Consider the following 26,158-nt stretch of genomic DNA (forward strand, 5'->3'; position numbering starts at 1 on the left):
ATTCAACCAAAATAAGAAAATTATGTATGAGGTTCTCCGAGGAATACACCAATGGAAAATTTAACCACCGAAGCCTCAAAGTGACTTCGGTGGTTCTTCGTTTAGTCAATATCCAAATCCATGTACTTAGGGTATTCAACACTATAGCTGAATTGAATCACCTTTTTCTCTCCAGGATTTAGCTTGATGTGCCAGGTTAATAAACCCGTTTCCTTGTCAATCTTGGCTTCTGCCAAGTCATCAGCGATAACTTTATAGTCCTTGTTAGGCACTACGGGTATTTGGTCGTAAACATTAATGTTGATGTCAGTTGACTTAGTGTTTACGATTGTTATTTCGAATTTTCGTTCATCTCGCTTCTTATTGCTGAAGAACTTCTGTTTTTCGAATTCTTTCAAGCGCTTTCGACTAACCACAATCCCTTCATCCTTTCCTAAAGAGATATCAAGCGTGTCTTTACCAATGTTGGTGTCAATGATCGATTTACCTACAAAGCTCTCTTCAAAGTAGAGATTCGATTCGCCATCTAACAGTTTCAATTTCTCCCATTCTGGAATTTCGGCTACCAAATAAGCATTCTCCCTAGCCTTAGGACTGGTAGAGTAAATGTAGTTGGCATTTACCTCTAAAGTTTGAATGTCGACCACCTCTGGTTGGCCGGTGCTTGGGATGTCATATGGATGCTCAATTTCATAGACAAAAGTGGTCTGATAATTTATTTGATTCACCGGCAATGGATTGTTTTCACGCCTAGGAGCTCTCAGCTGACTTGCGCCTCGAATTTGGAATGTGGGATTCATGCTTTCACTTGCTTGACGAACCTTAACTCCCGCTACTCGGCCATTCAGGGTGTTACCCGAATTTCCAGAGTAGACATACTCATCATCCATATTAATTTTGCCCACGCTAAAAGTGAGTTTCTTCTCTGGGGTGGCCGCTGCAACTCCAGTTACGACTACTTCTCCCAAGGATGTGGCATCCGGAACTAGACTTAGGTTGATAATTGGCCTGCCTTGGATGGCAATTTCTTCAGTCACATATCCGAGATACCTATATACCAGCGAATTATATCCGTTCGGTACCTGGAGGTTATAGTAACCATTAGCGTCTGTCGCAGTGCCTAAAGTAGTGCCCTTGACGAACACACTCACTTGTGGTAGGGGCAAACCATCATCCGAGCCAGAGATCCTACCTGAGACATTACCTCGTCCAGAATAGACGTATTCTCTTCTATTATTTCTCCCTAAGAAGTGTGGTATCAGTGCGGGTGCTGTACCACTAACTTCCAAGTTTCCCGAGCTGAGGGTCAGCTTAACTTCTTTCCAGTCAATACCCGTGTTCTGGAATACTCTTGCTTTGTAAGTGAGAGACAAAGGATGGTTGACAGTAGTAGCTCTGATGTCGTAGGCTGGAAACCAACCAGCTTCTGAAACTGCGTAACTGATCTTGATATCGCGCTTCATGTCCTTTTCTGAATTAATCACCAGAAAAATGTTTGAAGTAGGTTCGTCCTCTTCCACATTATATGAGTTGATCTGTTTGTCAATCTCGTTGACTTCTTTTTTAAGATTTCGAATTTCAAGTTTCAAGTCAAAGCCCTTATTAGTATTGACTTCGAACTTCTTTGAAAAGTATTCTAAAGCCTTTTGGTAGTCTTCTCCATTAGTGCCCTCAGTGCCGATCACTTTCATGTTCTTAGAGAGTAATTCGGCTTCTTTTTTTAAGACGAATACCTTCATGTCCAGCACTTCAATCTTATCCATCAAAGACTGTTTCTGAGCTAAAAGCTTTTCAACTTTTTCAGGGGTATTGGTTTCTATAAAATCCTTTTCATGCCGAACGGAAAGTATTGTGATGTCTTCTCCGCTTACCTGAATTGTCTTTGGGTCCAGGTTCGCTGATAGTTTGGACAGCTTAAATTCATTCTTCCCTTTTTTAAGGTTTAATGTAGCGGACCGTTTTAGTTCGGCCCCTTGTGTATAAACTTTGGCTGAGATTAATTTGGATTCGATGTCTGATTGTCCATGGGCAAAATAGACGCCCATGAACATTACCATTAGTAATGCTGAAGTTCTCATAAGTCGATAGTTTAAGGGTTACAATTTTGCATCATCGTACATATGATGCGCGTTCAACACTTATTCCATAATAAGAGTTGTTAAATCGAATTAGGCGGCCACCTTACCAATCAAACAATATAAAAACCAATTAACCCCTATAATGACCGAAATAAATTTTGAGTTTCTCCAGATTGAGAGTCGATAATTCTTCAGTTATTCATGTCTAAGTGCCTTTACAGGGTTTTGGAGAGCGGCTCCTGCAGACTGAGCACTGACTGTCAAAAAGGTAACGATAAAGATTAGGGCTCCTATTGCCGGGAATACCAGTATATCTATGGACGTTCGATAGGCAAAGGTATCTAACCAAGCTCCCAGCATATAATAACATAAAGCTCCACCAATGATGGTTGACAGAACCACCAACATTGTGAACTCTCTATTTAGAAGGAGCATGATCTGCCTTGTGGATGCCCCGAGAACCTTTCGAATACCAACTTCCCTTATTCTGAGTTGCGCCATATAGGCGGCAAGGCCTACTAGACCCATGATGGCTAGGAGCACGGCTAAGGTGCTTAAGATTACACTGAGCCTTCCTACCCTTTGCTCTTGAACATATGCAGCCTGAATATCTTCTTCCATGAATTCGTACTCAATGGGGACATCAGGCAACACCGAGTACCAGGCTTTCTCAATAGCTTCTAAGGAGGATCGAATGTTCTTCATGTTAATTTTGACCATTATGTTTTCAGAAGGGCTTGCCAATCCGTTTCTGACAAAAATGAATTGAGGGACTACTTCATTGTGTAGCGAAAGGGTATGGTAATCTTTGAAGACGCCCGCTACTATTCTATCTCTTTGATTGTTTCGACCTGGGCTGAGCGTGATGGTCTTTCCAATTGGGTCTTTCCAATCCATTGTTTCTACAAATTTTTCATTAACTAGAAGAGAAAGCCTTGGTAAGTCCATAGGTCCTTTTTCGAAAAATTCTCCTGATACTCCTTCTACTTCCATTACTTCAAAAAAGTCCGGATCGGTGCCGAAGGATAGCGCATCGTTTCTTATTTCATGCCCTTCTGCCTGATAAGGCAGTCCATAATTCTCTGTCCCAGGAGGCATACCTGTTGTGAAGCCGAGAACATGCGGACTTGATAAGCTTTGGGTCTTAATCGCATTGTATTGCTCCCCTGATCTAATGTTGTAAGCATTTGAAACTTTGATGATGCCTTCTTTGGCAAAGCCGAGGTCTTTGTGACGTATGAAACGAAGCTGTTGATTTATAAAATAGGCTCCAGCACTTAAGAAGATGAGTAAAGTGAATTGAATGGTAAGCAATATTTTCCTCAATGACATTTTATGCGATCCAACAAAGTTTTTACCTCGAAAAAGCTTCAGGGGTGAGAATCGGTTCATAGCAACAACTGGATAAATACCGGCTATGAGACCAACTGAGAGTGTGATCACCAGCAGCATGGCTATGTGTTGGGGAGAGGTTAAAAATTCGTTGTTCAGTTGTACATCTACAAAATTCCTGAATGTTGGAAGTAATAGCTCTACCGTCAGTATCACAAGCGGCAAAGTGAGAAATGCTAGCAATAACGATTCTGACATAAATTGGAAATTGAGATTCCTTTTTGAGCTGCCCAAAACCTTTCTGATGGCTACTTCCTTTGTGCGCCCTGCATAGATTGCTGTGGATAAATTGATATAGTTGGTGCAAGAAATGATGAGTATGAAGAGGGCCACACTGGAAAATAAATAGAGGTAGCCTTTGTCACCTGGTGGTTTTAGTTCAAAAGTAAGTGGATCAGCCAGGTGAATTGCCTCAATGGGTTGAAGTGCGATTTCTTTAATTGGGAACTGATTGTCAGGGATATCTAATGAGACAATTTTCTCCTCCAGCGCATTGAGGTCCGTATCATCTTCCAATATCATATAAGTGAAGACTCCGTAAAACTGTATGTCAGCTGCAATGAGGGCATTGAAAGTCAAATGGCTATTGTCGGGTATGTCTTCCAGAATGCCGCTCACTTTAAGTGTTAGCGAATCCCATTTAATGATCTTGCCGAGATGTGGAGAATCTCCCAACAATGCATTCGCTGAACTTTCTGTCATTACAATGGAATTAGGTTCAGCTAGCATTTCTTTTGGATTGCCTTCTGAGGATTCTAAATTCAAGATGTCGAATAATTCAGACCCAGGATTGGTGACTAAAGTGCGAGTAGGTAGGCGTTGATCTCCATAAATGGCAAATTGCTGGGGTGTTCTCCTAAACTTTGCGACTTTCTTGATCTCAGGAAAAGTACCATTCATGAGCCTTTCGGCATATATATCCTGAATAGAAGGGAACCATGCTCGGTTGTTAATTTCGCCCGTAACACGATACGTGTTTTTGGGTTCATGATGAAAATCGTCATAACTGAGTTCGTACCGAACATATAATATGGCCAAAGCACAACAAGTCAACCCCAAAGTGAGCCCGATGTAATTGAAGCAATAATATGCAGACTGTTTTCGAATATTTCTGAAGGTGGTTTTGAGATAACTAAGAAGCATGGATGTTGCGTTTGGTTTTCGATATTGATGTCTCCTTTTGAGCATGCCCAACCTGATAAATTGAAGTCCATTGAAAATGAATAGCCAGTTGGCGATGAACTTATTTGAGCGACTCCTATTGATATCATACTGTTCAATGAGGTCTCCTATGATACCCTCTTGTAATTCTTCAGGGCATATCCTATGAATTAATTTAAGAACCCATTTGTGAGGTGTTTTCATCTTGGATCAATTGAGTTTAAGTTCAGGTACTTGATTCCATAGACTGATGCGCCCTCTCTGTGTGGTTTTTAGCATTTCCATGCCAGCACTGGTAATCCTAAAAATTCGCTTTCTTCTACCACCTCTTTGAGTAGTAGATCCGCCCATATGTGATTCTACTAACTTCTTGTCTTCTAGTCTATAAAGAGTCATATGAACCGCGCTAAGCCTTACGGATCGATCCAGTTTTGATTTTATTTCTTCGACAATGTTGATGCCATAAGCTTCATCTTTCAGGTAGGCACAGGTGAGCATAACTAATTCTTCAAATTCACCGAGATAATTACCTTTCATGTATCAGTTGATTAGAAATTTTTGATCTAGATAAGTGAAAGTGTGAAGCTGATTTTCGACCCATTGACCATCTTTTGATACTTCTAATTTTGCAAACGTCTTGAGTCCATTTTTGTAAGAGAATGAAGTCCTCCTCCAATTGGATTCTTCTCCATTAATTACTCTGATCATTAACTCTTCAGTTCTCAGACCATCCAAATTGTACGAATACTTGATGATCATCCCCTTGGCCCAGGTTCCATTTTTCCAGCTATATCCAACTTTCTTTACAAGTTTCCCTTCGTTATACGTATAAATGTCCTTCCAACTGAATTCCCAATCATCTCCATTAAGATTCAGGTATACTTGTTCTTGCTTCAGCCCTCCAACTTCTGAAAATGAGCTTGTGTTTTTTCTTGCTAGCAACCAATTTGATTCATCCTTCTTGTCCACTTTTTCTTCAATGAGTCGATCATTAGGATCTCTTACTGGTCTAAATCGAAGGTTTGATGACCATTCTCCTTCTTTCCACAATTGCCAGTAACGGAGCGTTTCTAAATGGCTAATGGAGTCGTATTCGAATTGTAATCTGCTACTATTAATCCATTGATCATCCTTCAAAAGAGACATGGTGTGAGACTTTAATTGTCCAAAGGAAGTATACTGAAACTGTTCTGATTGTTTGAGAACCCATGTGTCTCCCACTTTTTGCGAGATGAGAGTCATTTTTAGAAGCTTATCAGTGCCTGATTGAGCGCTGCAGGGTATTATCGGTATGAGAAAAATGATTATCCATATGGTTTTAAGTAAGCGATTCATCTTGTAAGTTTTTTGACTTTACAGTCAATTTACGAATTACTTACTATTTTGTTGTACAAATGATTTTGCAAATGGATGGTACTGATTTTTCCTTAGAGTTTGGACTTGAGTTTATCCAGGCTTTCACCAAATGTTAGTAGGAAATGTATACAGTCATCATCGGAGGGAGTAAATGACTTATCAGGCTGTTGTTCTCTATTAGTAATGATTTTTTGATGAAACTGATAGTTATCAAAAGCTCTGAAACCCAAGGCAATTGCGAAGGGAATGGCAATCATCCCTAAAAAGATCCATTTGTGCTTTTTACTCATTTTTCAAGGCTAAAGTGGGGTTTAACAAGGCTGACTTGAAAGATTGTATGCAAGTGATAAGAAAGACAATGCCATATACTGCCATAGCAGCGATGACAAAAGTCACAGGACTTAGTTTAATGGCGTATGCGTAATCTCTTAACCAACTTTGTAAGAGCCAAAAACTCAGGGCACTGCCTATGACAGCAGCAAGTAGGATAATTAAGAAAAGCTGTCGATTGAGAAAAGTAACAATTTGTGCTAGAGAAGCTCCCAAAACCTTTCTGATGGCTATTTCTTTTGACTTGAGACCAATGATGTAAACCATAAATCCAATCAAGCCCATGACGGAAAGGAGTACGGCAAGCAGGGAAAAGATAACACTGATGTTACCCGTTCTTTTTTCTTCTATATAGAGCCTTTTCACCGCATCATCCATGAAATCATATTGCATCGGTAGGTTGGGTTTGATGGAATTCCATTCTTTCTGCATAATGTCTACGATGGCCTGACTGTCATTCGTGGTTCCCTTAACAAGGATGTTGGTGTTAACAAATTGGGGTTGAGGTGTTAAGGATATGATCTGAGGCGTGATTTTTTCTTTTAGGCTGAAGAAATGGAAGTCTCTAAATACTGCCGAGACTTTACGATTCAACTCATTTTCAGTACCGGGTCTTAAGATAATTTTCTTCCCAATAGGTTCATCTTCCCAACCGTATTTCTTGATGAAGCTTTCATTAACCAGGGAGATCACCTGACCAGCCTCAGATGAAAGAAGTACAGTTTTGAAATCACCATCCAAAATATCCATGCCCATAACCTCAAAGTAGTCGATGTCAACACCATAGGAGAGGAGGTTCTCAAATATCTCGTCCTCACCTTCAGGCTTGTAGGCTAGAGGATTCATACCATCACCCATCATTGGGCCAAATGAAACTCCAGAAATCTGTGGGTAGGAAAGGAGTTTGGTTTTATAAAGCTGGAAGGCGTTCATGTCGCCTATATCAAAGGCATTTGTAATCTTGACAATATTCCGTGCATCAAAGCCCATGTCCTTATTATCCAAATAACTGATCTGACGATTCATAAACCATGCAGATATTCCGAGAACGAAGAGCATGATGAATTGAGAGAAAATCAGAATGTTCCTGAGCTTAATTCCCCCTGAAGTATGCACAGCATTTCTGCTTTTAAGAAGGTCAGCAGTTTTTATGCGTGTAAGTGTTAGCGTTGGGTAAACTACTGTAAGTCCACTAAGGAATGCCAGAAATAACACGCCTACAAACCAATAAGTGGGATTAATCGCTAGTTGATTTTGGATCTCCAACCCCATGAAGCTATTGAAAAGGGGTAGGGTGATCTGGAGAATTAAAACCACAAGGGGGATTACCAAAAGAGAAGTAGAGAGGGCTTCTAAGAAAAAGTTTTGAATGATTTTGACACGAGATTCTCCCAGTACTTTTCTCATGCCCACTTCCATTGATTTATTCGAATATATCGCCAACGATAAATTGACGTAGTTGGAAACTGATATCAACAGAATGAGCGATCCTATTACAATGAATACGATTAACTGAAGCTGATCCCCTTTTCCACCAGCTCCAAAACTCGCTTGTGAATGGAAATAAATATCCTCAAGGGGTTGAAGCTTGACATTGGACAGTTCATGGAATTCGTTAAAGGCGACACCCGTCATAGCAAGAATCTTAGCCTCTAGTTGTTCGGCTTTGGCGCCATCTACCAGTTGTATATAGCTGTTGGTGTGAAAGTGGTTATTGGAAAAAGAAACAGGATCAGTATAGAGTATATCAAAGCTGAGATGAGAGTTGGACGGAATTTCGGCTATTACACCGGTGACCAGCATCGAAATAGAATCTTGTTTTATTACTTGACCGATGGCGGGTGTATCTCCAAAATATCTTTCAGCAGTCGACTGGGTCAATATGACCGAATACGGGGTTTCCAATACGTTGTCTTTCACCCTCTCCAATATTTCAAAGTCGAACAGTTGAAAGAACTGACTTCCGGGCGCCACTTTTTTGATGCTCTTTTCAGCCCACCGTTTTCCATTTGCCGAGATGTATGTCTCACCCTGATTGTTGACCTGAACGATATTTCGAATTTCAGGGTATGTGCCGGCTCCAAGTTCGCGGGTATGCTCAAAACCAAGGTTAGAAGACCAGTCAGGTGTGTTGGTTGTAGCTTCTAGTCTGTAAATGTTCTCGGCATCCTTATGGAAGCTGTCATAGCTCAGCTGGTGATCAGCATAGAAAATTATCAAGATGGCAGCTGTGAGGCCTAAAGAGAGACCTAAAATATTGAAGCTGTTAAGGAGTTTGTGTTTGAGGAAGTTTCGTAGGAGAAGATTGAAAAATATTTTGACCATTGGGCTGCTGTTTCTTCAAACATACGCGTGGTCGAATCATGAGTGGATTAAAAGGGAGTTAAGCTTGTTTATCGAAAAATTAAAATGGTTAAGCAAAAGTTAAATTCTAACATAAGGCACTTAAATCACGTATTTTCGATCTACTGATATCATGAACTTATCAAAGAAATCCATCGGCTTGGTTATCGGCTTGGCCACTATTGCGCTTCTGGGCTTATCTATGATTCAAGTCAAGAACTTGAATTCATCCATGGAGACGCATAAGCAGATTTTTTTGCAGAAAGTTGACCTCTGTTCTGGGATGATTGGTGAACGCTTCTCCAAGACTCCAGCCTATGCTGAACTTTTGCACAAGGCTGCACAGCGCGTGAAGAAAAATGGGGGGCTAAACGATCCGGAAGTGGATCAACAACTCAGAACTCTGATTGATGGGGTTTTTGAGACATACTCGTTGAATCTTTCCTATGAGTACGCTGTCTACGAGCACTCTAAAACACGAAGAGAAGATGGCCTTTATAGCTTTGTGCTGGGAGACGAGGGGAGCAGTTTGGATTTTGAACTGGCCAGCTGTGAAAATCCTCAAGAGAGAGGACATTCATGGACTGTACTAACATGCTCAAATGGTAATGACCAGGACGGTGAGTATCATTTGGCTGTATTCTTTCCGAGCCAGGACTCCTATGTTTTTGCACAATCCAGCGGGGCTTTGATCCTCTCTATTGTCTTCATTGTGCTTTTGCTTTGCTGTTTTGCCTACACACTAGTCATTATCCAACGCCAGAAAAAGCTTTCTGTCATAAAGAATGATTTCATCAATAACCTTACGCATGAGTTTAAGACACCTATTGCATCTATCTCATTGGCAACCAGTATGCTAAAGCGCGATTCGGTCGATGAGAATGAAAGGAAAAAGGCGAATTACCTAGGCCTAATCGAACATGAAAGTAAACGCCTGGAAGGTCAGGTCGATAAAGTGCTTCAAATCGCTATGATTGACTCTGGTAATTTCTCTCTGAACAAAAAGGAATTGGATGTTCATGAGGCGATCACCAAAGTTGTCGAGAGTATGCAACTCGTAGTGAGCAAGCGTAAGGGTAGTATAGAACTCAACCTTAATGCCAGCCATTCCATCGTAATGGCAGACGAAACTCATTTAGTCAATGTGATCTACAACCTGGTAGATAATGCCTCGAAATATACAGTCGATGTACCGACAATTTCTATTAAGACTTTCGACAGTGAAAGCGGTATTGAAATAATCATTAAGGACAATGGTATTGGGATCGGGGAGGAGATTCAAAAATACATTTTTGACAAATTCTATAGAGCAGAATCAGGGAATCTCCATAATGTGAAGGGCTTCGGTTTGGGATTGAGCTATGTAAAAAAGATAATTGAGGCACATAGTGGGAATATTGGGTTGACTAGTAAGGTAAACCAAGGCAGCGAATTTAGAATGTACTTTCCTTCAGTATGATGATAGGCAAAATTCTACTAGTTGAAGATGATGAAAGCTTCGGTTACATTCTAAAAGAATACCTGGAGATCAATGACTTTTCAGTGACCTGGGAGCGGGATGGTGTAGCAGGCTTGACCACTTTTAAGAGCGATGACTTTGACCTATGTATCTTGGACATTATGATGCCATTGAAAGATGGTTTTACACTCGCCAGAGAGATTCAAGACCACGATCGGTCAGTACCTTTTATTTTCCTAACAGCGAAGAGTCTTAAGATCGATAAACTTAAGGGTTTTAGGATAGGCTGTGACGACTTTGTAGTAAAGCCTATTGACGAGGAGATATTTATTGCCAGAGTGAGAGCTTTGATCAAAAGAACGAATCGAGAACATTCGAATGGATATCATGATGATGTGTATGCCATTGGTGAATACCTTTTCGATTCAAGCAATCAAGCCTTGATTCACAATGAGCAAATACAACGGTTGACTGGTAAAGAGGCTAAGCTATTACAGTTGCTCTGTGAGAAAAAGAATCAGGTACTTGATAGAAATAAAGCTTTGAAGGTGGTTTGGGGGGAGAGTGATTTTTTTAATCGAAAAAGTATGGATGTATTTATTCATAAACTGCGAAAGTACCTAGAGCACGATCCAACGGTAAAAATCACCAATGTGCATGGCAAAGGGTTTGTGCTAGAGGCTTGAGCACTTTTACTTTTTGTTGTGCTTTGAGTCGAATTCACTATTTTTAATCATAAATCAATTCACATATATTTTAAACGCACAAAAACTATGGCACTTAAAGAAAGCTTAGAAGAGAACAAACAATTTATTCTCGACAGCCTACCCACACAAGAATTAAAAGATGAATTTCTAGCAAGCCTGGATAAGGTTGAAGAACCTACTGCACCCTCAGTTGATGAGCAAATTGCAGAAGCACAGGCCCCCGACCATGTGAGCGAAGAGCTCTACGAAGCTGTAAAAAAGGAATTAGCCGCAGTCAAGCCTATTCCTAAAATGACGGAAGAGGAAGAGAAAGCTGCTATCGAAGAGTCGCTGAAACATGTTCCTACTGAGCCTAATGAGGGAGAGTAGAAGTCCCATTAGCTTATTGAAAGGTCGCTTTATTCTTTATAAAGCGACCTTTTTATTTAGAAAGGTTTTACAAAAGAGTAAAAATGTTTCAAGGTCATTGAAATTCGTGACATAGCCAATGGACACTCGGACAGCTCCTCTCTTTTGACCAATAAACTCTATCAGATCGAAGTAGTCTTTTTGGCCTTCTTTATTGAAATAAGCCTTGAGTTTATCAGCTTTGAGTTGGTGATTAGTTTCATCTATACCTGGATTGCAAAAGCATCCTGTTCGGATAGAGATGTTGCGTTCAAAGGCCTGTTGCTCGAGAGACAGAAAGTCATGCATTACACCATCGGGGTCAAAGAAATTCAAGGCAATGGTTCCACCACGACCTTTCATATTTCTAGGTCCATAGATTTCGATCAGCGGTTTTCCGTTAGCATGCCTGAGCCTTGTTAATTTATCTACCAAGTACCCGGTTAAAGAGTTGACCCGGTTTTTAATATTCGAAATGCCTATCGCTTCGATATATTCCAGGCCGAATTTGATCGCTGGAATGTCTAAATAATTCACCGTGCCTTCTTCAAAGCGTGCTGCTTGTTTTTCTAAGTAGTGACCATCGCCTTGAACACTCACAATGGTAATAGTGCCTCCGGCAAAAGAAGGTTTTTGCAATTTGTCATAAGCTGTTTTCTTAATTAGTAGAGCACCTAGCCCCGTGGGATAGCCAAAGATTTTATAAAATGAGAGGGAGACGAATTCAGGTTGATACACTTGAAGGTCCAGCTCGTCACTAGGTACAAATGCCGCAGCATCCAAGAGTACGTCCCAACCTTGTTCTTGCGCCTTACTAATCCAACTGAGGTCATGTTTAACACCCGATACATTGGATTGGGCAGGAAAGGCAAATAACTTGTTCAATCCCCTTCTGGATAGTTCTAAGTTGAGCTGCTCCTCGTTTATTCTGAGTTCGTTGGTCAAAGGACTGTATGAAAAAGGACAGTTCTTCTTCCTCGCAAACTCTCGAATGCCGTTGACAGAATTGTGATTATCGAAAGTCATTAAGAGCCTGCTTTGTTGGTCAAAGGGATAACATTCTCCGATGATTTTTAGGGCTGCTGAGGCATTTGAAGTAAACACACATATGTAGTCATCATGTGCATTGAAGTAGTCCAGTACTTTTCTTCGGGTGGCTTGTATGTGTTCCTCGGCAAGAGCTGAACTGGGGTTGATGGAATGCGGATTACCAAGAATGGTGTTGCAGAGAAAGTCGTGATGCTTCCGCACTTGACTTTCTCCAAAAAGTTGCCCACCAGTGAAGTCCAAATAAGTGTGTTCTTGTTCATCTAAGCGTTTAAAGTCATTTGATCTTAATTCATCAATATGATGCGTCTGTTGGAATGCTGGATATTTACTGATAAAGGACTTGTATGGATTTTTTGGTAGTAATTGATCACCAATGCGGGAGATACTTTTGAGCAGTTCTAACATGACCTATTGTTTTGTCGTGTATGTGTCTCGGCAAGGTAGTTTCTCAAGCGATTGCTCATTCCAAGCATTGAGTCCTCCCATTAAGTTTTTGATTTTCTTAAATCCGTTTTCAGCTAAAACAGCACTGGCTCTTGGACTTCTGGCACTTATTGAACAGTATACGAGAATAGTTTTTTCCTTGTACTGTTTTAGTTCATCAATGCGATCGGCAACTTCGCTAACAGGTATGTTGAGGGCATTTTTGAACCTTCCAATCTTGGTAGTTCTTTGTGTGAATTCACCTTCAGAACGCACGTCTAGTAATATTACATCTGGATCTTTTTCAAGCAACTCACAAACTTGTGCGCTGTTGAGATTATTGTAAGCCAAACCTTCATCGGGATTGTGAATGTTGATCAACTTCATACCGCAGCTTGAGCAGTTTCCAGGACCAGCGACAAGAACATCATCTTGACTACAGCCACAGGGTGTGCACTTATAATGTGGTTTGCTATCCTGAGCTTTGACCGGCTCGGTTGTAAGAATGACAATTGCCAGTAACACGCCTATTGCAACGAGCGTATTTTTGAGTTTTTGACCTTTCATTTCTGTTGTTTTAAGTTTCCCCAAAACTATGACCAGAATGAAAGCCAAAGGGCGAACGCGATGTTAAGCTTAGCCAATGATCTGTTAAAAGTGTTAACGAAAGGTTAAGCCATTCAGAATCTGTCGGGTTATCTTTAATTTCGAAGAAATACTATACAGTGAGGCTTTCTAAATTGACCATATACATAGTAATAGGTGCAGTAGCACTTTCTGTGATAGGATTGCTAAACGTACAATTGAAGCTGATCAGGGCTGATGTAGAGGTTTATCAGCAGCAATTCAAACTTCTGGTACCCGAATATATCAGCGATTTACAAGATGCTATTCGCAAGGATAAGGTTTTGAGGGACCTGGTCAATTCATATGAAGGAGAAGAAAAGTATTTTGTGTTAGAGTCTTTCGAAGATGCGCCAAAAGACCCCATTCTAGTCAATTTAAAGCGAAATATTGATGATGTTTTTGACCTCAATAAACTCAATATTGACTACGAACTTAAAGTATTGATGGGAGCGAGCAGGCGTTGCTACCATTATTCTGGAGAAGAGGAAAGGGCGCGTAATCCACGAATCGAGGAGATTGTAGGTCATGACTATTTTATGTGTCTCTGTGGGCCAAATGTGGGGATGGGGCATGGTCAGCATGGTGATGGGGAGTATACGGCCCTTGATGTAAGCATCGACTACCCCAACGAGTTGGGTGGTTTCGTGGGTGAGAATGGACCTTTGTTACGAACTTCCTTATTACTTCTACTTATCCTAATTGCGGCTTTTTCTTATACAGTCATTACCATTAATAAGCAGAAGAAGTTATCAGACCTGAAGAATGACTTCATCAATAATCTAACGCATGAGTTCAAAACTCCAATCTTTTCAATATCTCTTGCATCGGGATTGCTAAGAAAATCAGATGAAGTAAAACAGTCTGATCGCTTATTGAAGTATACTGAACTTATCGACAATGAAGGTAAGCGTCTGAAGAGTCAGGTTGATAAAATTCTGCAGATGGCACTTATCGATTCAGGTAATTTCAAACTTGAAAAGAAGCAGTTAAATCTTCATGATTTAATCGAAAGGGTATCTAAGAATTTTGAGCTGATCATCAATGAAAAACAGGGGCAATTGATACTAGATTTGAATGCCGAGAACCCCTCGATTTTTGCTGACGAAACCCATTTGAATAATATTATCTACAACCTTTTAGACAATGCCGTGAAGTATACTGAGAGTCAACCTGAAATTCTGGTAAGTACTTTGGGAACGGATAAAGGAATTACGCTCATTATCAAAGACAACGGTATAGGAATGAGTGAGCATACGCAGAAGTTTATTTTTGACAAATTCTACCGTGCAGGATCGGGTGATTTACACAATGTGAAGGGTTTTGGATTGGGTTTAAGCTATGTAAAAAGTGTAATTGAGGCACATAGAGGCCGGATTAATCTTAATAGTAGAAAGAATGAGGGAAGCGAATTTAACATATACTTACCTGTGAGATAATGAGCCTTAAAGTCCGTATTTTATTGGTAGAGGATGATGATAATCTGGGGTATATCCTTAAAGAATATCTTAAGGTGCATGAGTTCGAAGTAAATTGGGTTAAGGATGGGGTGCAAGGACTAGATACCTTCGAAGAAAGCTCATTTGATTTGTGCATATTAGACGTAATGATGCCCAAAATGGATGGGTTTACACTGGCTGAAAAGATCAAACGTAGATCACCTGAAGTGCCATTGATTTTTCTTACGGCTAAGGCCTTGAAAATTGATAAACTGAAAGGCTTCAAGGCAGGTGCCGATGACTACATCGTTAAGCCAGTAGATGAGGAAGAATTGATTGCCAGGATCAATGCTATCGTGAAAAGGAGTGGTTTGCACAGACAAGCGAATCAATCCATAATCTACCAGATCGGCCAATACAGCTTTGACTATCCTAATCAAACACTTGTCTTCAAAGGGGAAAAACAAACGATTACCACCAAAGAAGCTGAAATATTGAAGCAGCTTTGCTTAAGGAAAGGGCAGATTCTAGATCGGCAAACTACACTGAAAGAAATATGGGGGGAGAGCGATTACTTCAATCGGAGGAGTATGGATGTCTTCATTTCTAAGCTCCGCAAATACCTAAGCCAAGATCCTGAGGTGAAAATTACCAATGTCCACGGCAAGGGTTTTGTTTTGGAAGACCAATAGATTACTAGTCTTGAACAGACAGCTTATTGAAAGGAATCTCTTGCAACTGAAAAGCATTTAGTTGTGTCTTGTATTATGTCTATGTTAATTCTCTCTAGAGTTAATTAGTCTACGCTTATATTTCAGATATTGCAACTATGTTGCATTGATTAAGATCTATGAAAAAGTCAATACTACTTTGTGGTTTCATATTCTCATTACTGGTTACTGGATGTTGCAAAAAGTGTGATCTACCATTTGAGGAATCCGAACTTAGTAACTTGAAGTATCAGACTGCTTCAAATAGAACATTTCAGAATGCTTCAGGGAATGAAGTAACACTCCGTTTTCGGGGTACAGATGTCGAGGATAGTGGCAAAACTTGTGGAGGTTTTGGTTCCCCCGATCTTGACGCATGTTCCACCAATGCTTCACAACGGTTTGATGTTTCTGGAGGTATTCCTGATCTAACGGTCGAATTGAATAAGTTCAGGGATGATACTTCTTCTTCAGATCTTCAAATGGTGATCAGTATGGGTGATGCCAATATTTATATCTTCTTTGATGGCACCACAATGGATCCTTCCACTTTTGAACGAACCACAAGCATGACTATCAATGGTACCACCTATGATGATGTCATGACGTATTTCTTTGATCCCAATGTGGATTGCAAACAACCTAATGGTCGCTACTGTGTTGACGATAATGACATAGTAGGTGTAGATTTCAGCTTGACGGAGGGACTGTTACGATTCCAAATTCACAAGGGTTTACAGACTCCTAATGAAGTTTACACTTTGGTAAATTAGATCATTACCTAACTAACCTTACTGTTCCCCTGACAGTTTCGTTGAAAGGTTGTCCATTGACCTCGGCCGAATAACTAATAATGAAAGAGTATTTACCTGACGGAGCTTCGGTATTTTTGAACGAGCCATCCCAGCCTGCATCAATGTTTTCAGAGAAGAATACCATTTCTCCCCATTGATTAAATACTTTCATTTGAAAACTAGCGGTACATTCATACACCGCTTGGAACTGATCATTGACACCATCACCATTAGGACTGAAAGCATTAGGCATTTGAATTCTCGGGTACTTTTCTCTGATCTGTTCATCGTCAAATGTAAAAGTGCATCCATTCGCATCGGTTACCGTGACAGAGTAATTTCCAGCCGACAGTCCTTTAATCAATTGAGCATCTTGTGGTGGGCTTGTATTCCAACGATATGTGTATGGTCTGGTTCCTCCACTCGCTTCCACGAAAATAGTTCCTGTTTTATTCTCTGGACATGAAGGGGAATCGGTCGTGACCGCAAAGAGTGGGTCAGGTTGAGTAATATCGAAGGACATAGACAACTCACAACCCTGTACATCAAGGATTCGCACGGAATGAGAGCCAGCACCAAGATTGTTATTGACTAGACCACCGGGTATATTGGCTCCATTCCAAAAGGCCTGATAAGGTGCGGTTCCACCATTAATAATGAGAGTAGCCGTTCCGTTATTCTCTTGAAAGCACAGCGTTGACTGGGTTTCTATCTCCGCAATTAGTTCTTCAGGTTCTGCTACATTAACAGATACATTTTGTAAACAGCCTATTGCATCATAGATTGTTGCGCTATAGCTACCGGCAGTCAGACCATTCCTCCAAAGCCCTTGACTACCATCTGTCCATATGGCTTCGTATGGTCCTTTTCCTCCGCTTACCTCAAGTAAAACCTCTCCATCTGAATTTTGGAAGCAACTGAGATTCGTAATGATCGGTGTCGAAACAATATCTTCCAAAACTGTGACTTGAAGCGTATCCGAAACTCCCTCACAAGCATCGATTGTCGGGTTGTTTTCCCTGAACCAAATTTTTCCGCTTCCAACTCCATTCCATGAGACTGTAACTTGGTTGCCCGTGTTTCCACCCGTAAAACTTCCTCCTTCTATTTCCCAGAAATATTCCGACCCGGCAGTTTGTGGTGTGAAATAGCTCACGCTTCGAAAATCCTGAAAGCAGACTTCTTTGAATGCACTATTGAGTGGTTTTGGAGCTGGTGGTTCTAAGGCTTTATTAATTCTAATGTCTAGTTTCAAAGTGTCTCCAATACACCCAAGGGCGTTTGATTCTACTATCTCGACTGATGCGTTGGCATTGGTGATGTCCCAATCTACCCAAATCCTCTGCTGATCATTTGACGTTTGGACAATTGTTCCACCATTGACCCTCCAGTTGTATGTATTGCCTGGATGTCCATCAATGTAATACCCGACTCCTTCTACGTCTGGGCAGACAGATTGTGGTCCAATTATCTCTTCTATTCCGAAGGGAAGAATAGTGATGTCTCGGTAGAATGTTTCTTCCGTTCTGCAATCTCCATCTCCTTTTGAGGCCACTAGGGTGATGGTGTAATCACCAGCTTCTTGATAGATGTGATTGGTCGACTGCCCTGTTCCTGATTGCCCATCACCGAAGTCCCACTGAAAGTCGGTAAACCTAGGTTCCAGAGCATCAAAATCATTGAAAGTTGCCTCAAAGTTGATGCCTTGGTTGGCACATGCCTCATCGGTAATTATACCTAGGTTATCATTGGAAAGAATGATATCCGCCAGAAGGTTACGTGTTCCTGCGCTTACGAGATAACCATAACCAACATTGAGTGCAAACGCACTTAAATAACCGATAAACCCCTTTGAGTTTACTATGTAGTTTTGGTTTTCCTCAAGTGGGATTATGGCAAAAGAGTATTCGGGATTTCCGCCTATAACATGAAAGTCTATATCACTGTTGGCAATTTGTGAGATTTCGAAACTATCAATCTCATCCGTTCTTACCACAACGCTCAGGTTGTAAAAAAAGAACCTTTCCTCCCAAGTGTCGATATGTGCTCTGGTAGCAAGTTGTTCATTTGGATTAAGCATTAGCATTAACGGATCGGCAGGGTTGGTAGGATTGTTTACACCAGGTGGGTGATCACAGCTTTGAGACTGAGCGAGCTGGGCTACCTGAATTGGCCTGTCTGCTTTTATTGTTACTGCTTCATTGTGCAAAGTCCTCAAAAATTCACCTGTATTGAGTTGATATTCATCATTGCCAATCGTTATTATGGTGTTATCCGAAGCGGTACTTACCTGTAACACAAAGCCTTTTCGAAGCCCAAAGGGAAGGGCTATATATTCTGTGCCCCAGGATTTGATAGGTGACAGCTGATTGAAAAGGTGATCATCACTATAGCCATCTCTATATTCTGTAAACCCACTATTTAGACTGGGCACTTGCCTCGTGGCGAAGCAATTTTGTCCACCGGTGACTTCCGTATAAGAGTTTCCGCTAAACACTGCTATTGGTTTACACTCATCGGTTGATTCAATTAAAGTGCCTGTAAGGTCAAAGGCTGAACGGAATCTATAGACTTCACCTTTGTTCAGTTCAATTGTAGCAGTGACACCTTTATCATGCGCATTCCAAATAGTGCCCTCCGTTGGAGTGAATTGGACTTTTGTGCTGTCTTTGGTTGCGACAATGACAACCTGCGACCTTACACTACCTTTGATATTGTCAAGGTCGTCTATATATCCCGAAACCACATATCTTTTTCCTAATGCATGTGTGGGTAAAACAATGGATGCCGCACTACTACTTAAGTTTCCGTTGATTATTCTAACACTTACATCAACATCAGAGCTCAGGTGAATTGAATTTTCTAGTGCACCTATGGGTACACTGGGGTCAAAATTTATCGAGTTTATTCTTTCGATCTTTTGTCTGTAGATAGTTCCAGGCTGAACAACTATATCAAATTCTGTTCCTGTACCAAATACGTTTATTTTGACTTTGGCTTCCTCTCTGCTGGAGATTAGTACAATAAGGTCAATGAAGGAGTCATGAGGTGGGCCGAAGGGATTAGAACCTTGTGGAATTGCATTCGGGTTAAAACTGAACCAAAAATCGCGACCCTCGTCAGTCTGAGACCTGAGGCTCACTGTCGATAACATAAACATCAGGAGGCTTAAAACACCAATGCTTTGTCGCAATATCATAGATTAAGGTTAGTATTCGTTTAACCCTATTCTATCAAAAAGAAACACCAAAATGTTTAGTGAAAATGCAATTCTTTGGTCATGGCTAATCAGAATTTTTCACCTCTGATATACACCGAATCGATCCAGTCGACACCGAAATTATAGGCAATGGAATTCAAGGTTCTATTGGGTTTGGAGACAATGAAATTGGCACGTTTCCCTTTGCTGATACTTCCAACTTCCGATTCCAGTTCTAAAGCATGTGCTGCGTTGTAGGTTGTGGCATTGAAAGCTTCTTCCGGCAATAGTTTCATTTTCATCGTGGCCAGACTGTTTATCAAACTCATGTTGAATGATGGTGCGGAACCAGGGTTAAAATCCGAAGCCAACACTAATGGCAATCCATTTTCGATGATCTTTCTTGCTGGAGCGAAAGGGATATTAATGAAGAATGAGCAGCCAGGAAGTGCGACAGGGATTGTATCTGAGTCTTTCAGTAGGACCATTTCAGATTCTGGTAATACTTCCAAATGATCTACAGAAACAGCGCCAAACTCAATGGCCTTTTCAACACCTCCGATGGCATTGAACTGATTGACGTGGACTTTTGGCTTTAGCTCATATTTCTCACCAGCCTCCAGAATGTGGCACATTTGATCCACTGAGAAATAGCCTTCCTCACAAAAGCAATCAATGTAGTTGGCTAATTGCTGTGAGTATACTTCGGGTAGCATCTCTTGTAAAAGCGTTTTCATGTATTTGTCATGATCCGCATGGGGAAAAGCATGTGCACCCAGGAAAGTAGACTTAATGGGGATTGCGAATTCTTGTTTTAATTGCGCAATAACCTGAAGCATTTTGATTTCTGCTTCCATGGTAAGACCATACCCACTTTTGATCTCTATAGCCCCAGTGCCACTGGCAATGGCTTCTGATAACCGCTGTCTAGCTCCATCGAGTAATTCCTCCAGTGACGTCCCCTCTAACTTTTTGGCAGAGTTTATAATTCCTCCACCTGCTGCAGCAATGGACTGGTAATCCATGCCTTTGATCTTCATGACAAACTCTTCATCACGATCCGCAGCAAACACCAAGTGGGTATGGGAATCTACAAAGGTAGGGGAGACCATGCGGCCTTTCAGGTCAACCACTTCATATGCATTGTCCTCTACAAAATCATTCATAAAACCGTAATCCTCAATAAGGCCATCATTGGTCTTTAGCCACGCATTCTTCAATGAGGGAACATCAGCCATCAATGCACCACGTAGAATTTTAGTGCCCGGCTCTCTGGTTTGAAGGAGTGTACCGATATTAATGAAGACTTTTTGCATGATTGAAGTTACTGTTTTTGATTATGAATCGTCATACTGCCTCGAAGCTTCTGAGTGTTTCAGCATCTCTTAGACCCTGAAATAAATTCAGAGTGACGTAAATAGGTTGTTAATTAATTCGTCTTCAACCAATTGAGGTTTCGTTACTTTTAGCTTGGGTTCTGATGCCATGGCTCGGTCAATGGCACTCATGGCATGTGGGTTACGTGCCCAGTTTCTTCGGGCAATTCCATTGTTAACATCCCAAAACAGCATGCTTTTGAGTCTTTCTTCAGCTTCGATTGAACCGTCAAGTAACATGCCGAAACCGCCATTGATGACTTCTCCCCAGCCGACACCGCCACCGTTGTGGAGTGAAACCCAAGTAGCACCTCTGAAGGCATCACCTACAAAGTTTTGTACCGCCATATCGGCTGTGAATTGAGAGCCATCATAGATGTTAGAAGTTTCTCGGTAGGGGGAGTCAGTGCCAGAAACATCGTGATGATCTCGACCTAATACTACTGGTCCAATTTCGCCTTTGTCAATGGCTTGATTAAAAGCCTGAGCAATTCGCATTCTGCCTTCAGCATCGGCATATAGGATTCGTGCTTGAGACCCTACAACTAATTGATTCTTCTGGGCTTCCTTGACCCAGTGTAGGTTGTCCTGAAGTTGTGGCTTGATCTCATCTGGTGCTTCTTCCAGCATTTGCTCGATAACAGCCGCTGCAATAGCATCGGTTGATTCTAAATCTTCAGCCTTACCAGAAGCACAAACCCATCGGAAAGGACCAAAGCCATAATCAAAGCAAAGTGGCCCCATAATGTCTTGTACATAAGATGGGTATTTGAATTCTTCAGAATTTGCTTTGAACACATCAGCACCTGCTCGTCCGGCTTCTAACAAGAAAGCGTTACCATAGTCGAAGAAATAGGTGCCACTTTCCGTTTGTTTGTTAATAGCAGCTGCATGTCTCCGAAGCGTTTTGTAAACCTCTTCTTTGAATTGATCGGGTTGCTCAGCCATCATAACATTGGCTTCATCATAGCTCATGTCTGCAGGATAATAACCACCGGCAAATGGGTTGTGTAACGAGGTCTGATCAGAACCGATATCTATGGTCAGCCCGGCTTGCTCAAAACCTTCCCAAACCTCTACTATGTTCCCCAAGTAGGCGAATGATGTGTTGCTGCCAGTATTTCGAGCAGTTTCTACTTGACTGATTAGCTCGCCAATATCCTCAATTACCAAATCTACCCAGCCTTGTTCTTGTCGTTTGTAAGCTGCCTTTGGGTTAACCTCCGCGGTCACTGATACGAGGCCGGCAATTTTGGCCGCCTTGGGTTGGGCACCACTCATGCCTCCCAGGCCAGATGTCACGAAGAGTAGACCACTGAAGTCTCCATTGGGTCTTTTCATTCGGGCAGCATTCAATACCGTAATCGTGGTGCCATGAACAATGCCTTGTGGACCTATATACATATAAGAACCTGCTGTCATTTGGCCATACTGCGTAACACCCAAAGCATTGAATTTTTCCCAGTCATCAGGCTTAGAATAGTTAGGAATCATCATACCATTGGTGACTACCACGCGAGGGGCATTCTTGCTAGAAGGGAAGAGGCCCATTGGGTGACCGGAGTACATGACCAATGTTTGTTCATCCGTCATTTCGGCTAAGTATTTCATGACGAGCCTGTACTGCGCCCAGTTTTGAAAGACAGCTCCATTTCCACCATAAGTGATTAACTCATAAGGGTGCTGCGCTACTTTTGGGTCTAGGTTGTTCTGAATCATCAACATGATCGCTTTTGCCTGTTGTGATTTACCCGGGTAGCTGTCAATTCCTTGAGCTGAAACAAAATCCTTTGGCATGAATCGATACATATAGATTCGGCCATAGGTATTTAGTTCATCCAAAAACTCAGAGGCTAGTTCATTATGCCATTCGCTTGGAAAATACCTTAGTGCATTTCTGATGGCCAATTTTTTGTCGGAATCAGAAAGGATGTCCTTACGTTTTGGCGCTCTGTTGATTTCCGGATCAAATACGGGTGCTTCTGGTAAAACGGAAGGGATTCCTTCTTGGAGGTTTTGATGGAATGTATTCATGACTAGTATACTTCAAATAGTGAGTGGTGATCGCTTGTTAGTTGATCTGTAGCTGCGGTTTTGCAGATATCCATGAAGGCGCGGCTTTCAATGATTTGATGTGCTTTTTCAATGTCTTTGGAGAAGATACGATCCGCTTCCGCATGATCGATTTTTTCTCGGGTATGGGCGTGGCAGGCTTCGAGAATTGCACCTGATTTTAAAGGTCTTCTAAAGTCGAATGCCTGAGCGGCACACAGTAATTCAATGGCCAGGATCTGCTCCAGGTTCCCAATGATTTCCAACGCCTTTCTACCGCTGATCGACCCCATACTCACATGGTCTTCTTGTCCCAAAGAAGTCGGGACACTATCGGCACTGGCAGGGAAGCAAAGACTTTTGTTCTCGCTGACCAAGGCGGCAGAAGTGTACTGTGGCAACATGAACCCTGAGTTGATACCCGTATCATTCATTAGAAGTTGGGGCAAGCCTTCAATTTTGCCTTCTAGTGAAAGGTAAATTCTCCGATCAGAGATATTACCTAGTTCTGCTGCCGCCAGTGCGGCATAATCTAAGGGCAATGCCAGAGGTTGCCCATGAAAATTACCACCACTGATCGTTTCTTCTGCACTTAGGATAATCGGGTTATCGGTGACTGAGTTCAACTCGACTTCCAGCAATTCTTTTAGGTGAAGCCATGTGTTTCTGGAAGTACCATGAACCTGAGGAATACACCTGAGGGAGTAGGGGTCTTGTACCCGATCGCAATCAGCATGCGCAGAAAGAATTTCAGAGTTTTCCAGCAGTGTCTTTACACGATGGGCAACATGTTGATTGCCCTTGAATGGTCTTAAGGCATGTAATTCGGGAGAAAACGGTTTGATAGAACCTTGCAGCGCCTCAATCATCATTGCACCAATGATATCGGCATGATTGAGACAGTTATGAAGTCTATCGAGGACTTCGACCGCATGAGCTGCGATAAATTGTGTTCCATTGATTAATGCAAGCCCTTCCTTTGGACCAAGTGCTATTGAATTGAGGTTAGTTTTTTCAAAGAGTGACTTAGTACTGATTTTCTCGCCTTGATAGAAAACCTCTCCAAGGCCAATAAGTGGTAGGAACAAGTGAGCTAAAGGAGCCAAATCTCCTGATGCACCTACGGAGCCTTTTTCGGGAACAACAGGGATTGCATCGTTGTCAATATGCCAAATGATTCTTTCTAAAGTACTCAGTTGAATACCTGAGAAGCCCTGAGCCAGAGAGTGCACTTTCAGAATCATCATCAGTTTGCTCAATTTTGGGGCTATTGGCTCGCCTACACCCACACTATGACTTTTTAGGATATTGTATTGAAGGGTCTCGGTGTCCTCAGCAGATATTTTGGTAGTACACAAGGGTCCAAAACCGGTGTTTATGCCGTAGACCTTTGTTTCGTTTTCAGTGATCTCTTTGACATACTGAGTGCTTTGATTAATTCGATCTATGCTTTCGCGATTTAAGGCTCCTTGGATATTGCCATTTGCAATTCCTAGCGCTTTACCCGCAGTTAAATGTTGCGATCCGTAGTTGAATACTTCCATACAATTGAGATTTATCAGCACATAAATCTACTTTGAAATAGTAATTCCTATAAATGATTTATTATTATTGAATAATAACTAATAGTAATTAATGGAATTACGTCATTTAAGGTATTTGCTGGTGCTGGGCCGAGAGCTTCATTTTGCCAAGGCAGCAGAGAAGTTGTTCATCACCCAACCTGCCTTATCTAAGCAAATTCAACAACTCGAGGAGGAGCTAGGTACAAGACTCTTAAATCGTACCAAGCGAAGTGTTAGCCTCACGCAAGCAGGCAAATACTTGATGGATGAGGCAGACTATATTATCAACCATATCGATCGAGTAGTAGAAGCTACCAAGCGCAAAGGAGAAGGCGAGGAAGGAGAAATTCGAATTGGATTTGTGGGCTCTGCTATGCAGAATATCATACCCGAGTTGTTGGAACAAATGAGTAAGGATCATCCAAATGTTCATGCCTCTCTGGATGAGTTGAATAATAAGGACCAGCTAGATGCCATTGCTCATGATCGGCTGGATATTGGTTTTGTAAGGTTGGAGAGTGTGCATAAGGGATTTGAGCAAAAGGTAGTGTTTGAAGACTCTTTCTCATTGGTGGTTTCTGAACGACATCCGATTCAACCTGATGCTTTTGAAAGTCTCTATCAGTTTAAAGAGGAGCAGTTTATACTCTTCTCGAATGATTATAGTGAGGAGTATTACGACAATATCATGAGTATATTTTCAGATCATGGTTTTGAGCCAAAGGTTTCCCACCGATCTGTACAGGCGAATAGTATATTTCGGTTAGTAGAGCGACAGTTAGGCGTTGCTATAGTGCCATCCGCTTTGGCAGGTGGTGTGGACTTAGGTGTACTTTTTATTCCTTTGAACCATTTGCCTCAACGTACCAAGCTGATGGCCGTCTGGGATGCCAAGAATAGAAATGAAGCACTCGGCAAGTTCTTAGATTTGATGAGATAGTTGTCACCCTCCGCTCTTGGAGCACCCTGCCTTTGCCGCAGGCAGGCTCCCTTAAGGGAGGACAGGGATGATTGTTTCGCTTTCCCTCGCTGGCGGGGGCAGGGGGTGGAGTAAATTCTGTTTAAGATGAGGTTGCATTATTGATTGAGTAATGCATAACTCTCAATGTATGCCCTAAGATTATGGGAATTGATTTCTCAGTCTCCCTCCGCCTGTCGGCACCTCCCTCAAGGGAGGACAAGGTTGATCATTTCATTGTCTGGCTGGGCTAGGGGTTGGGCCAACTAATTTTCTTTCGTTATCTTGATTCTACGCAGATGCCGTCAAATAACTACTACAACAAGCACCTTAAGGAAAATGCAAATGCCCTTCGAAAGAGAATGACAAAGGCTGAGGCTTGCTTATGGAAATATGTGCTTAGGGCGAAGATGCTCGAAGGGCATCAATTTAGAAGGCAGCGTCCTATTGATAAGTACATTGTTGATTTTATCTGCCTTGAACTTAAGCTGATTATTGAGGTTGATGGGGTCACGCATGAGCATGGAGAAATTGCTTTAGAAGATAATGTCAGGCAAGAGAGGTTAGAGGAACTTGGGTTTAAAGTAATCCGATTTACCGATGATGAGGTACTTACCCAGATCAATAGGGTTAGGGAATCGATACTAGGTTCGATTGAAGAACTGGAAAATTCAGGCAAATAGGAATCACCCTCCGTCCTGTGGACACCCTGCCTTTGCCGGTAGGCAGGCTCCCTCAAGGGAGGACAAGCAACT

General features: G+C 41.6%; 20 protein-coding genes. 8 read left to right on the plus strand and 12 right to left on the minus strand.

The annotated features are described in order from the left end of the window. Positions 1-101 precede the first annotated feature (101 nt). The 6 genes from BFP97_RS01585 to BFP97_RS01610 all read right to left on the minus strand — a co-directional run bounded on the left by BFP97_RS01585 (position 102) and on the right by BFP97_RS01610 (position 8,642). On the minus strand, positions 102-2,078 hold the full coding sequence (locus BFP97_RS01585) for a mucoidy inhibitor MuiA family protein (protein ID WP_083262374.1): 1,977 nt from the start codon (positions 2,076-2,078) through the stop codon (positions 102-104). A gap of 195 nt (positions 2,079-2,273) precedes the next feature. Then, positions 2,274-4,835 (minus strand): ABC transporter permease, encoded by a 2,562-nt coding sequence (locus tag BFP97_RS01590; RefSeq protein ID WP_069840737.1) that lies wholly within the window; start codon positions 4,833-4,835, stop codon positions 2,274-2,276. A gap of 6 nt (positions 4,836-4,841) precedes the next feature. Next, the gene (locus BFP97_RS01595; protein WP_069840738.1) at positions 4,842-5,168 is read right to left on the minus strand and encodes a PadR family transcriptional regulator; all 327 of its coding nucleotides are present in this window, start codon (positions 5,166-5,168) and stop codon (positions 4,842-4,844) included. A gap of 3 nt (positions 5,169-5,171) precedes the next feature. Beyond that, positions 5,172-5,966 carry a hypothetical protein gene (locus tag BFP97_RS01600; RefSeq protein ID WP_139135147.1) on the minus strand — a complete coding sequence of 265 codons (795 nt, stop codon included), beginning with the start codon at positions 5,964-5,966 and terminating at the stop codon, positions 5,172-5,174. Positions 5,967-6,058: 92 nt separating this feature from the next. Further along, positions 6,059-6,277 carry a hypothetical protein gene (locus BFP97_RS01605; RefSeq protein ID WP_069840740.1) on the minus strand — a complete coding sequence of 73 codons (219 nt, stop codon included), beginning with the start codon at positions 6,275-6,277 and terminating at the stop codon, positions 6,059-6,061. Further along, on the minus strand, positions 6,270-8,642 hold the full coding sequence (locus BFP97_RS01610; RefSeq protein ID WP_069840741.1) for an ABC transporter permease: 2,373 nt from the start codon (positions 8,640-8,642) through the stop codon (positions 6,270-6,272). Before BFP97_RS01610 ends, BFP97_RS01605 begins: the two co-directional genes overlap by 8 nt. A 151-nt stretch (positions 8,643-8,793) precedes the next feature. On the opposite strand from BFP97_RS01610, the gene BFP97_RS01615 reads away from it, so the two are divergent. The 3 genes from BFP97_RS01615 to BFP97_RS01625 all read left to right on the plus strand — a co-directional run bounded on the left by BFP97_RS01615 (position 8,794) and on the right by BFP97_RS01625 (position 11,195). Further along, entirely contained in the window at positions 8,794-10,119 is a 1,326-nt protein-coding gene (locus BFP97_RS01615) for a sensor histidine kinase (RefSeq protein ID WP_069840742.1), read from the plus strand. Beyond that, the gene (locus tag BFP97_RS01620) at positions 10,116-10,805 is read left to right on the plus strand and encodes a response regulator transcription factor (RefSeq protein WP_083262375.1); all 690 of its coding nucleotides are present in this window, start codon (positions 10,116-10,118) and stop codon (positions 10,803-10,805) included. The genes BFP97_RS01615 and BFP97_RS01620 overlap by 4 nt, the downstream gene beginning before the upstream one ends. A gap of 87 nt (positions 10,806-10,892) precedes the next feature. After that, positions 10,893-11,195 carry a hypothetical protein gene (locus BFP97_RS01625; RefSeq protein ID WP_069840743.1) on the plus strand — a complete coding sequence of 101 codons (303 nt, stop codon included), beginning with the start codon at positions 10,893-10,895 and terminating at the stop codon, positions 11,193-11,195. A 36-nt stretch (positions 11,196-11,231) separates the two neighbouring features. On the opposite strand, the gene BFP97_RS01630 is transcribed toward BFP97_RS01625, so the two are convergent. Beyond that, on the minus strand, positions 11,232-12,668 hold the full coding sequence (locus tag BFP97_RS01630; protein ID WP_069840744.1) for an aminotransferase class V-fold PLP-dependent enzyme: 1,437 nt from the start codon (positions 12,666-12,668) through the stop codon (positions 11,232-11,234). Positions 12,669-12,671: 3 nt separating this feature from the next. Then, the gene (locus BFP97_RS01635) at positions 12,672-13,253 is read right to left on the minus strand and encodes a rhodanese-like domain-containing protein (protein WP_139135148.1); all 582 of its coding nucleotides are present in this window, start codon (positions 13,251-13,253) and stop codon (positions 12,672-12,674) included. Positions 13,254-13,426: 173 nt separating this feature from the next. On the opposite strand from BFP97_RS01635, the gene BFP97_RS01640 reads away from it, so the two are divergent. The 3 genes from BFP97_RS01640 to BFP97_RS01650 all read left to right on the plus strand — a co-directional run bounded on the left by BFP97_RS01640 (position 13,427) and on the right by BFP97_RS01650 (position 16,232). Next, positions 13,427-14,749 (plus strand): sensor histidine kinase, encoded by a 1,323-nt coding sequence (locus BFP97_RS01640; RefSeq protein ID WP_139135149.1) that lies wholly within the window; start codon positions 13,427-13,429, stop codon positions 14,747-14,749. Further along, complete coding sequence (locus BFP97_RS01645; protein WP_069840747.1) at positions 14,749-15,441, plus strand: response regulator transcription factor; 693 nt, start codon at positions 14,749-14,751, stop codon at positions 15,439-15,441. Before BFP97_RS01640 ends, BFP97_RS01645 begins: the two co-directional genes overlap by 1 nt. 158 nt (positions 15,442-15,599) lie before the next feature. After that, positions 15,600-16,232: a hypothetical protein gene (locus BFP97_RS01650; protein ID WP_139135150.1), complete on the plus strand. Its 633-nt coding sequence runs from the start codon at positions 15,600-15,602 to the stop codon at positions 16,230-16,232. 4 nt (positions 16,233-16,236) lie between these two features. Here BFP97_RS01650 and BFP97_RS01655 read toward each other — a convergent pair whose 3' ends face one another. The 4 genes from BFP97_RS01655 to hutH all read right to left on the minus strand — a co-directional run bounded on the left by BFP97_RS01655 (position 16,237) and on the right by hutH (position 24,424). Continuing rightward, complete coding sequence (locus BFP97_RS01655) at positions 16,237-19,452, minus strand: gliding motility-associated C-terminal domain-containing protein (RefSeq protein WP_083262376.1); 3,216 nt, start codon at positions 19,450-19,452, stop codon at positions 16,237-16,239. 89 nt (positions 19,453-19,541) lie between these two features. Next, entirely contained in the window at positions 19,542-20,768 is a 1,227-nt protein-coding gene (gene hutI / locus BFP97_RS01660; protein ID WP_069840750.1) for an imidazolonepropionase, read from the minus strand. Positions 20,769-20,855: 87 nt separating this feature from the next. Next, positions 20,856-22,862, minus strand: a complete 2,007-nt coding sequence (locus BFP97_RS01665) for a urocanate hydratase (RefSeq protein ID WP_069840751.1) — start codon at positions 22,860-22,862, stop codon at positions 20,856-20,858. Positions 22,863-22,864: 2 nt separating this feature from the next. After that, entirely contained in the window at positions 22,865-24,424 is a 1,560-nt protein-coding gene (gene hutH / locus BFP97_RS01670) for a histidine ammonia-lyase (RefSeq protein ID WP_069840752.1), read from the minus strand. A gap of 91 nt (positions 24,425-24,515) precedes the next feature. Here hutH and BFP97_RS01675 point away from each other — a divergent pair, with 91 nt between their 5' ends. Continuing rightward, positions 24,516-25,385, plus strand: a complete 870-nt coding sequence (locus BFP97_RS01675) for a LysR substrate-binding domain-containing protein (protein ID WP_069840753.1) — start codon at positions 24,516-24,518, stop codon at positions 25,383-25,385. A 317-nt stretch (positions 25,386-25,702) separates the two neighbouring features. Continuing rightward, positions 25,703-26,086 carry an endonuclease domain-containing protein gene (locus tag BFP97_RS01680; RefSeq protein ID WP_069840754.1) on the plus strand — a complete coding sequence of 128 codons (384 nt, stop codon included), beginning with the start codon at positions 25,703-25,705 and terminating at the stop codon, positions 26,084-26,086. Positions 26,087-26,158: the final 72 nt, after the last annotated feature.

The organism is Roseivirga sp. 4D4 (assembly GCF_001747095.1).
Lineage (GTDB): Bacteria > Bacteroidota > Bacteroidia > Cytophagales > Cyclobacteriaceae > Roseivirga.

Coding starts and splice junctions, on each gene's coding strand:
- BFP97_RS01605 (WP_069840740.1), bottom strand. CDS start 6,277: ATGAGTAAAAAGCACAAATGGATCTTTTTAGGGATGATTGCCATTCCC.
- BFP97_RS01635 (WP_139135148.1), bottom strand. CDS start 13,253: ATGAAAGGTCAAAAACTCAAAAATACGCTCGTTGCAATAGGCGTGTTA.
- BFP97_RS01625 (WP_069840743.1), top strand. CDS start 10,893: ATGGCACTTAAAGAAAGCTTAGAAGAGAACAAACAATTTATTCTCGAC.
- hutI (WP_069840750.1), bottom strand. CDS start 20,768: ATGCAAAAAGTCTTCATTAATATCGGTACACTCCTTCAAACCAGAGAG.
- BFP97_RS01610 (WP_069840741.1), bottom strand. CDS start 8,642: ATGGTCAAAATATTTTTCAATCTTCTCCTACGAAACTTCCTCAAACAC.
- hutH (WP_069840752.1), bottom strand. CDS start 24,424: ATGGAAGTATTCAACTACGGATCGCAACATTTAACTGCGGGTAAAGCG.
- BFP97_RS01665 (WP_069840751.1), bottom strand. CDS start 22,862: ATGAATACATTCCATCAAAACCTCCAAGAAGGAATCCCTTCCGTTTTA.
- BFP97_RS01650 (WP_139135150.1), top strand. CDS start 15,600: ATGAAAAAGTCAATACTACTTTGTGGTTTCATATTCTCATTACTGGTT.
- BFP97_RS01620 (WP_083262375.1), top strand. CDS start 10,116: ATGATGATAGGCAAAATTCTACTAGTTGAAGATGATGAAAGCTTCGGT.
- BFP97_RS01655 (WP_083262376.1), bottom strand. CDS start 19,452: ATGATATTGCGACAAAGCATTGGTGTTTTAAGCCTCCTGATGTTTATG.
- BFP97_RS01600 (WP_139135147.1), bottom strand. CDS start 5,966: ATGAATCGCTTACTTAAAACCATATGGATAATCATTTTTCTCATACCG.
- BFP97_RS01595 (WP_069840738.1), bottom strand. CDS start 5,168: ATGAAAGGTAATTATCTCGGTGAATTTGAAGAATTAGTTATGCTCACC.
- BFP97_RS01630 (WP_069840744.1), bottom strand. CDS start 12,668: ATGTTAGAACTGCTCAAAAGTATCTCCCGCATTGGTGATCAATTACTA.
- BFP97_RS01680 (WP_069840754.1), top strand. CDS start 25,703: ATGCCGTCAAATAACTACTACAACAAGCACCTTAAGGAAAATGCAAAT.
- BFP97_RS01585 (WP_083262374.1), bottom strand. CDS start 2,078: ATGAGAACTTCAGCATTACTAATGGTAATGTTCATGGGCGTCTATTTT.
- BFP97_RS01675 (WP_069840753.1), top strand. CDS start 24,516: ATGGAATTACGTCATTTAAGGTATTTGCTGGTGCTGGGCCGAGAGCTT.
- BFP97_RS01615 (WP_069840742.1), top strand. CDS start 8,794: ATGAACTTATCAAAGAAATCCATCGGCTTGGTTATCGGCTTGGCCACT.
- BFP97_RS01590 (WP_069840737.1), bottom strand. CDS start 4,835: ATGAAAACACCTCACAAATGGGTTCTTAAATTAATTCATAGGATATGC.
- BFP97_RS01645 (WP_069840747.1), top strand. CDS start 14,749: ATGAGCCTTAAAGTCCGTATTTTATTGGTAGAGGATGATGATAATCTG.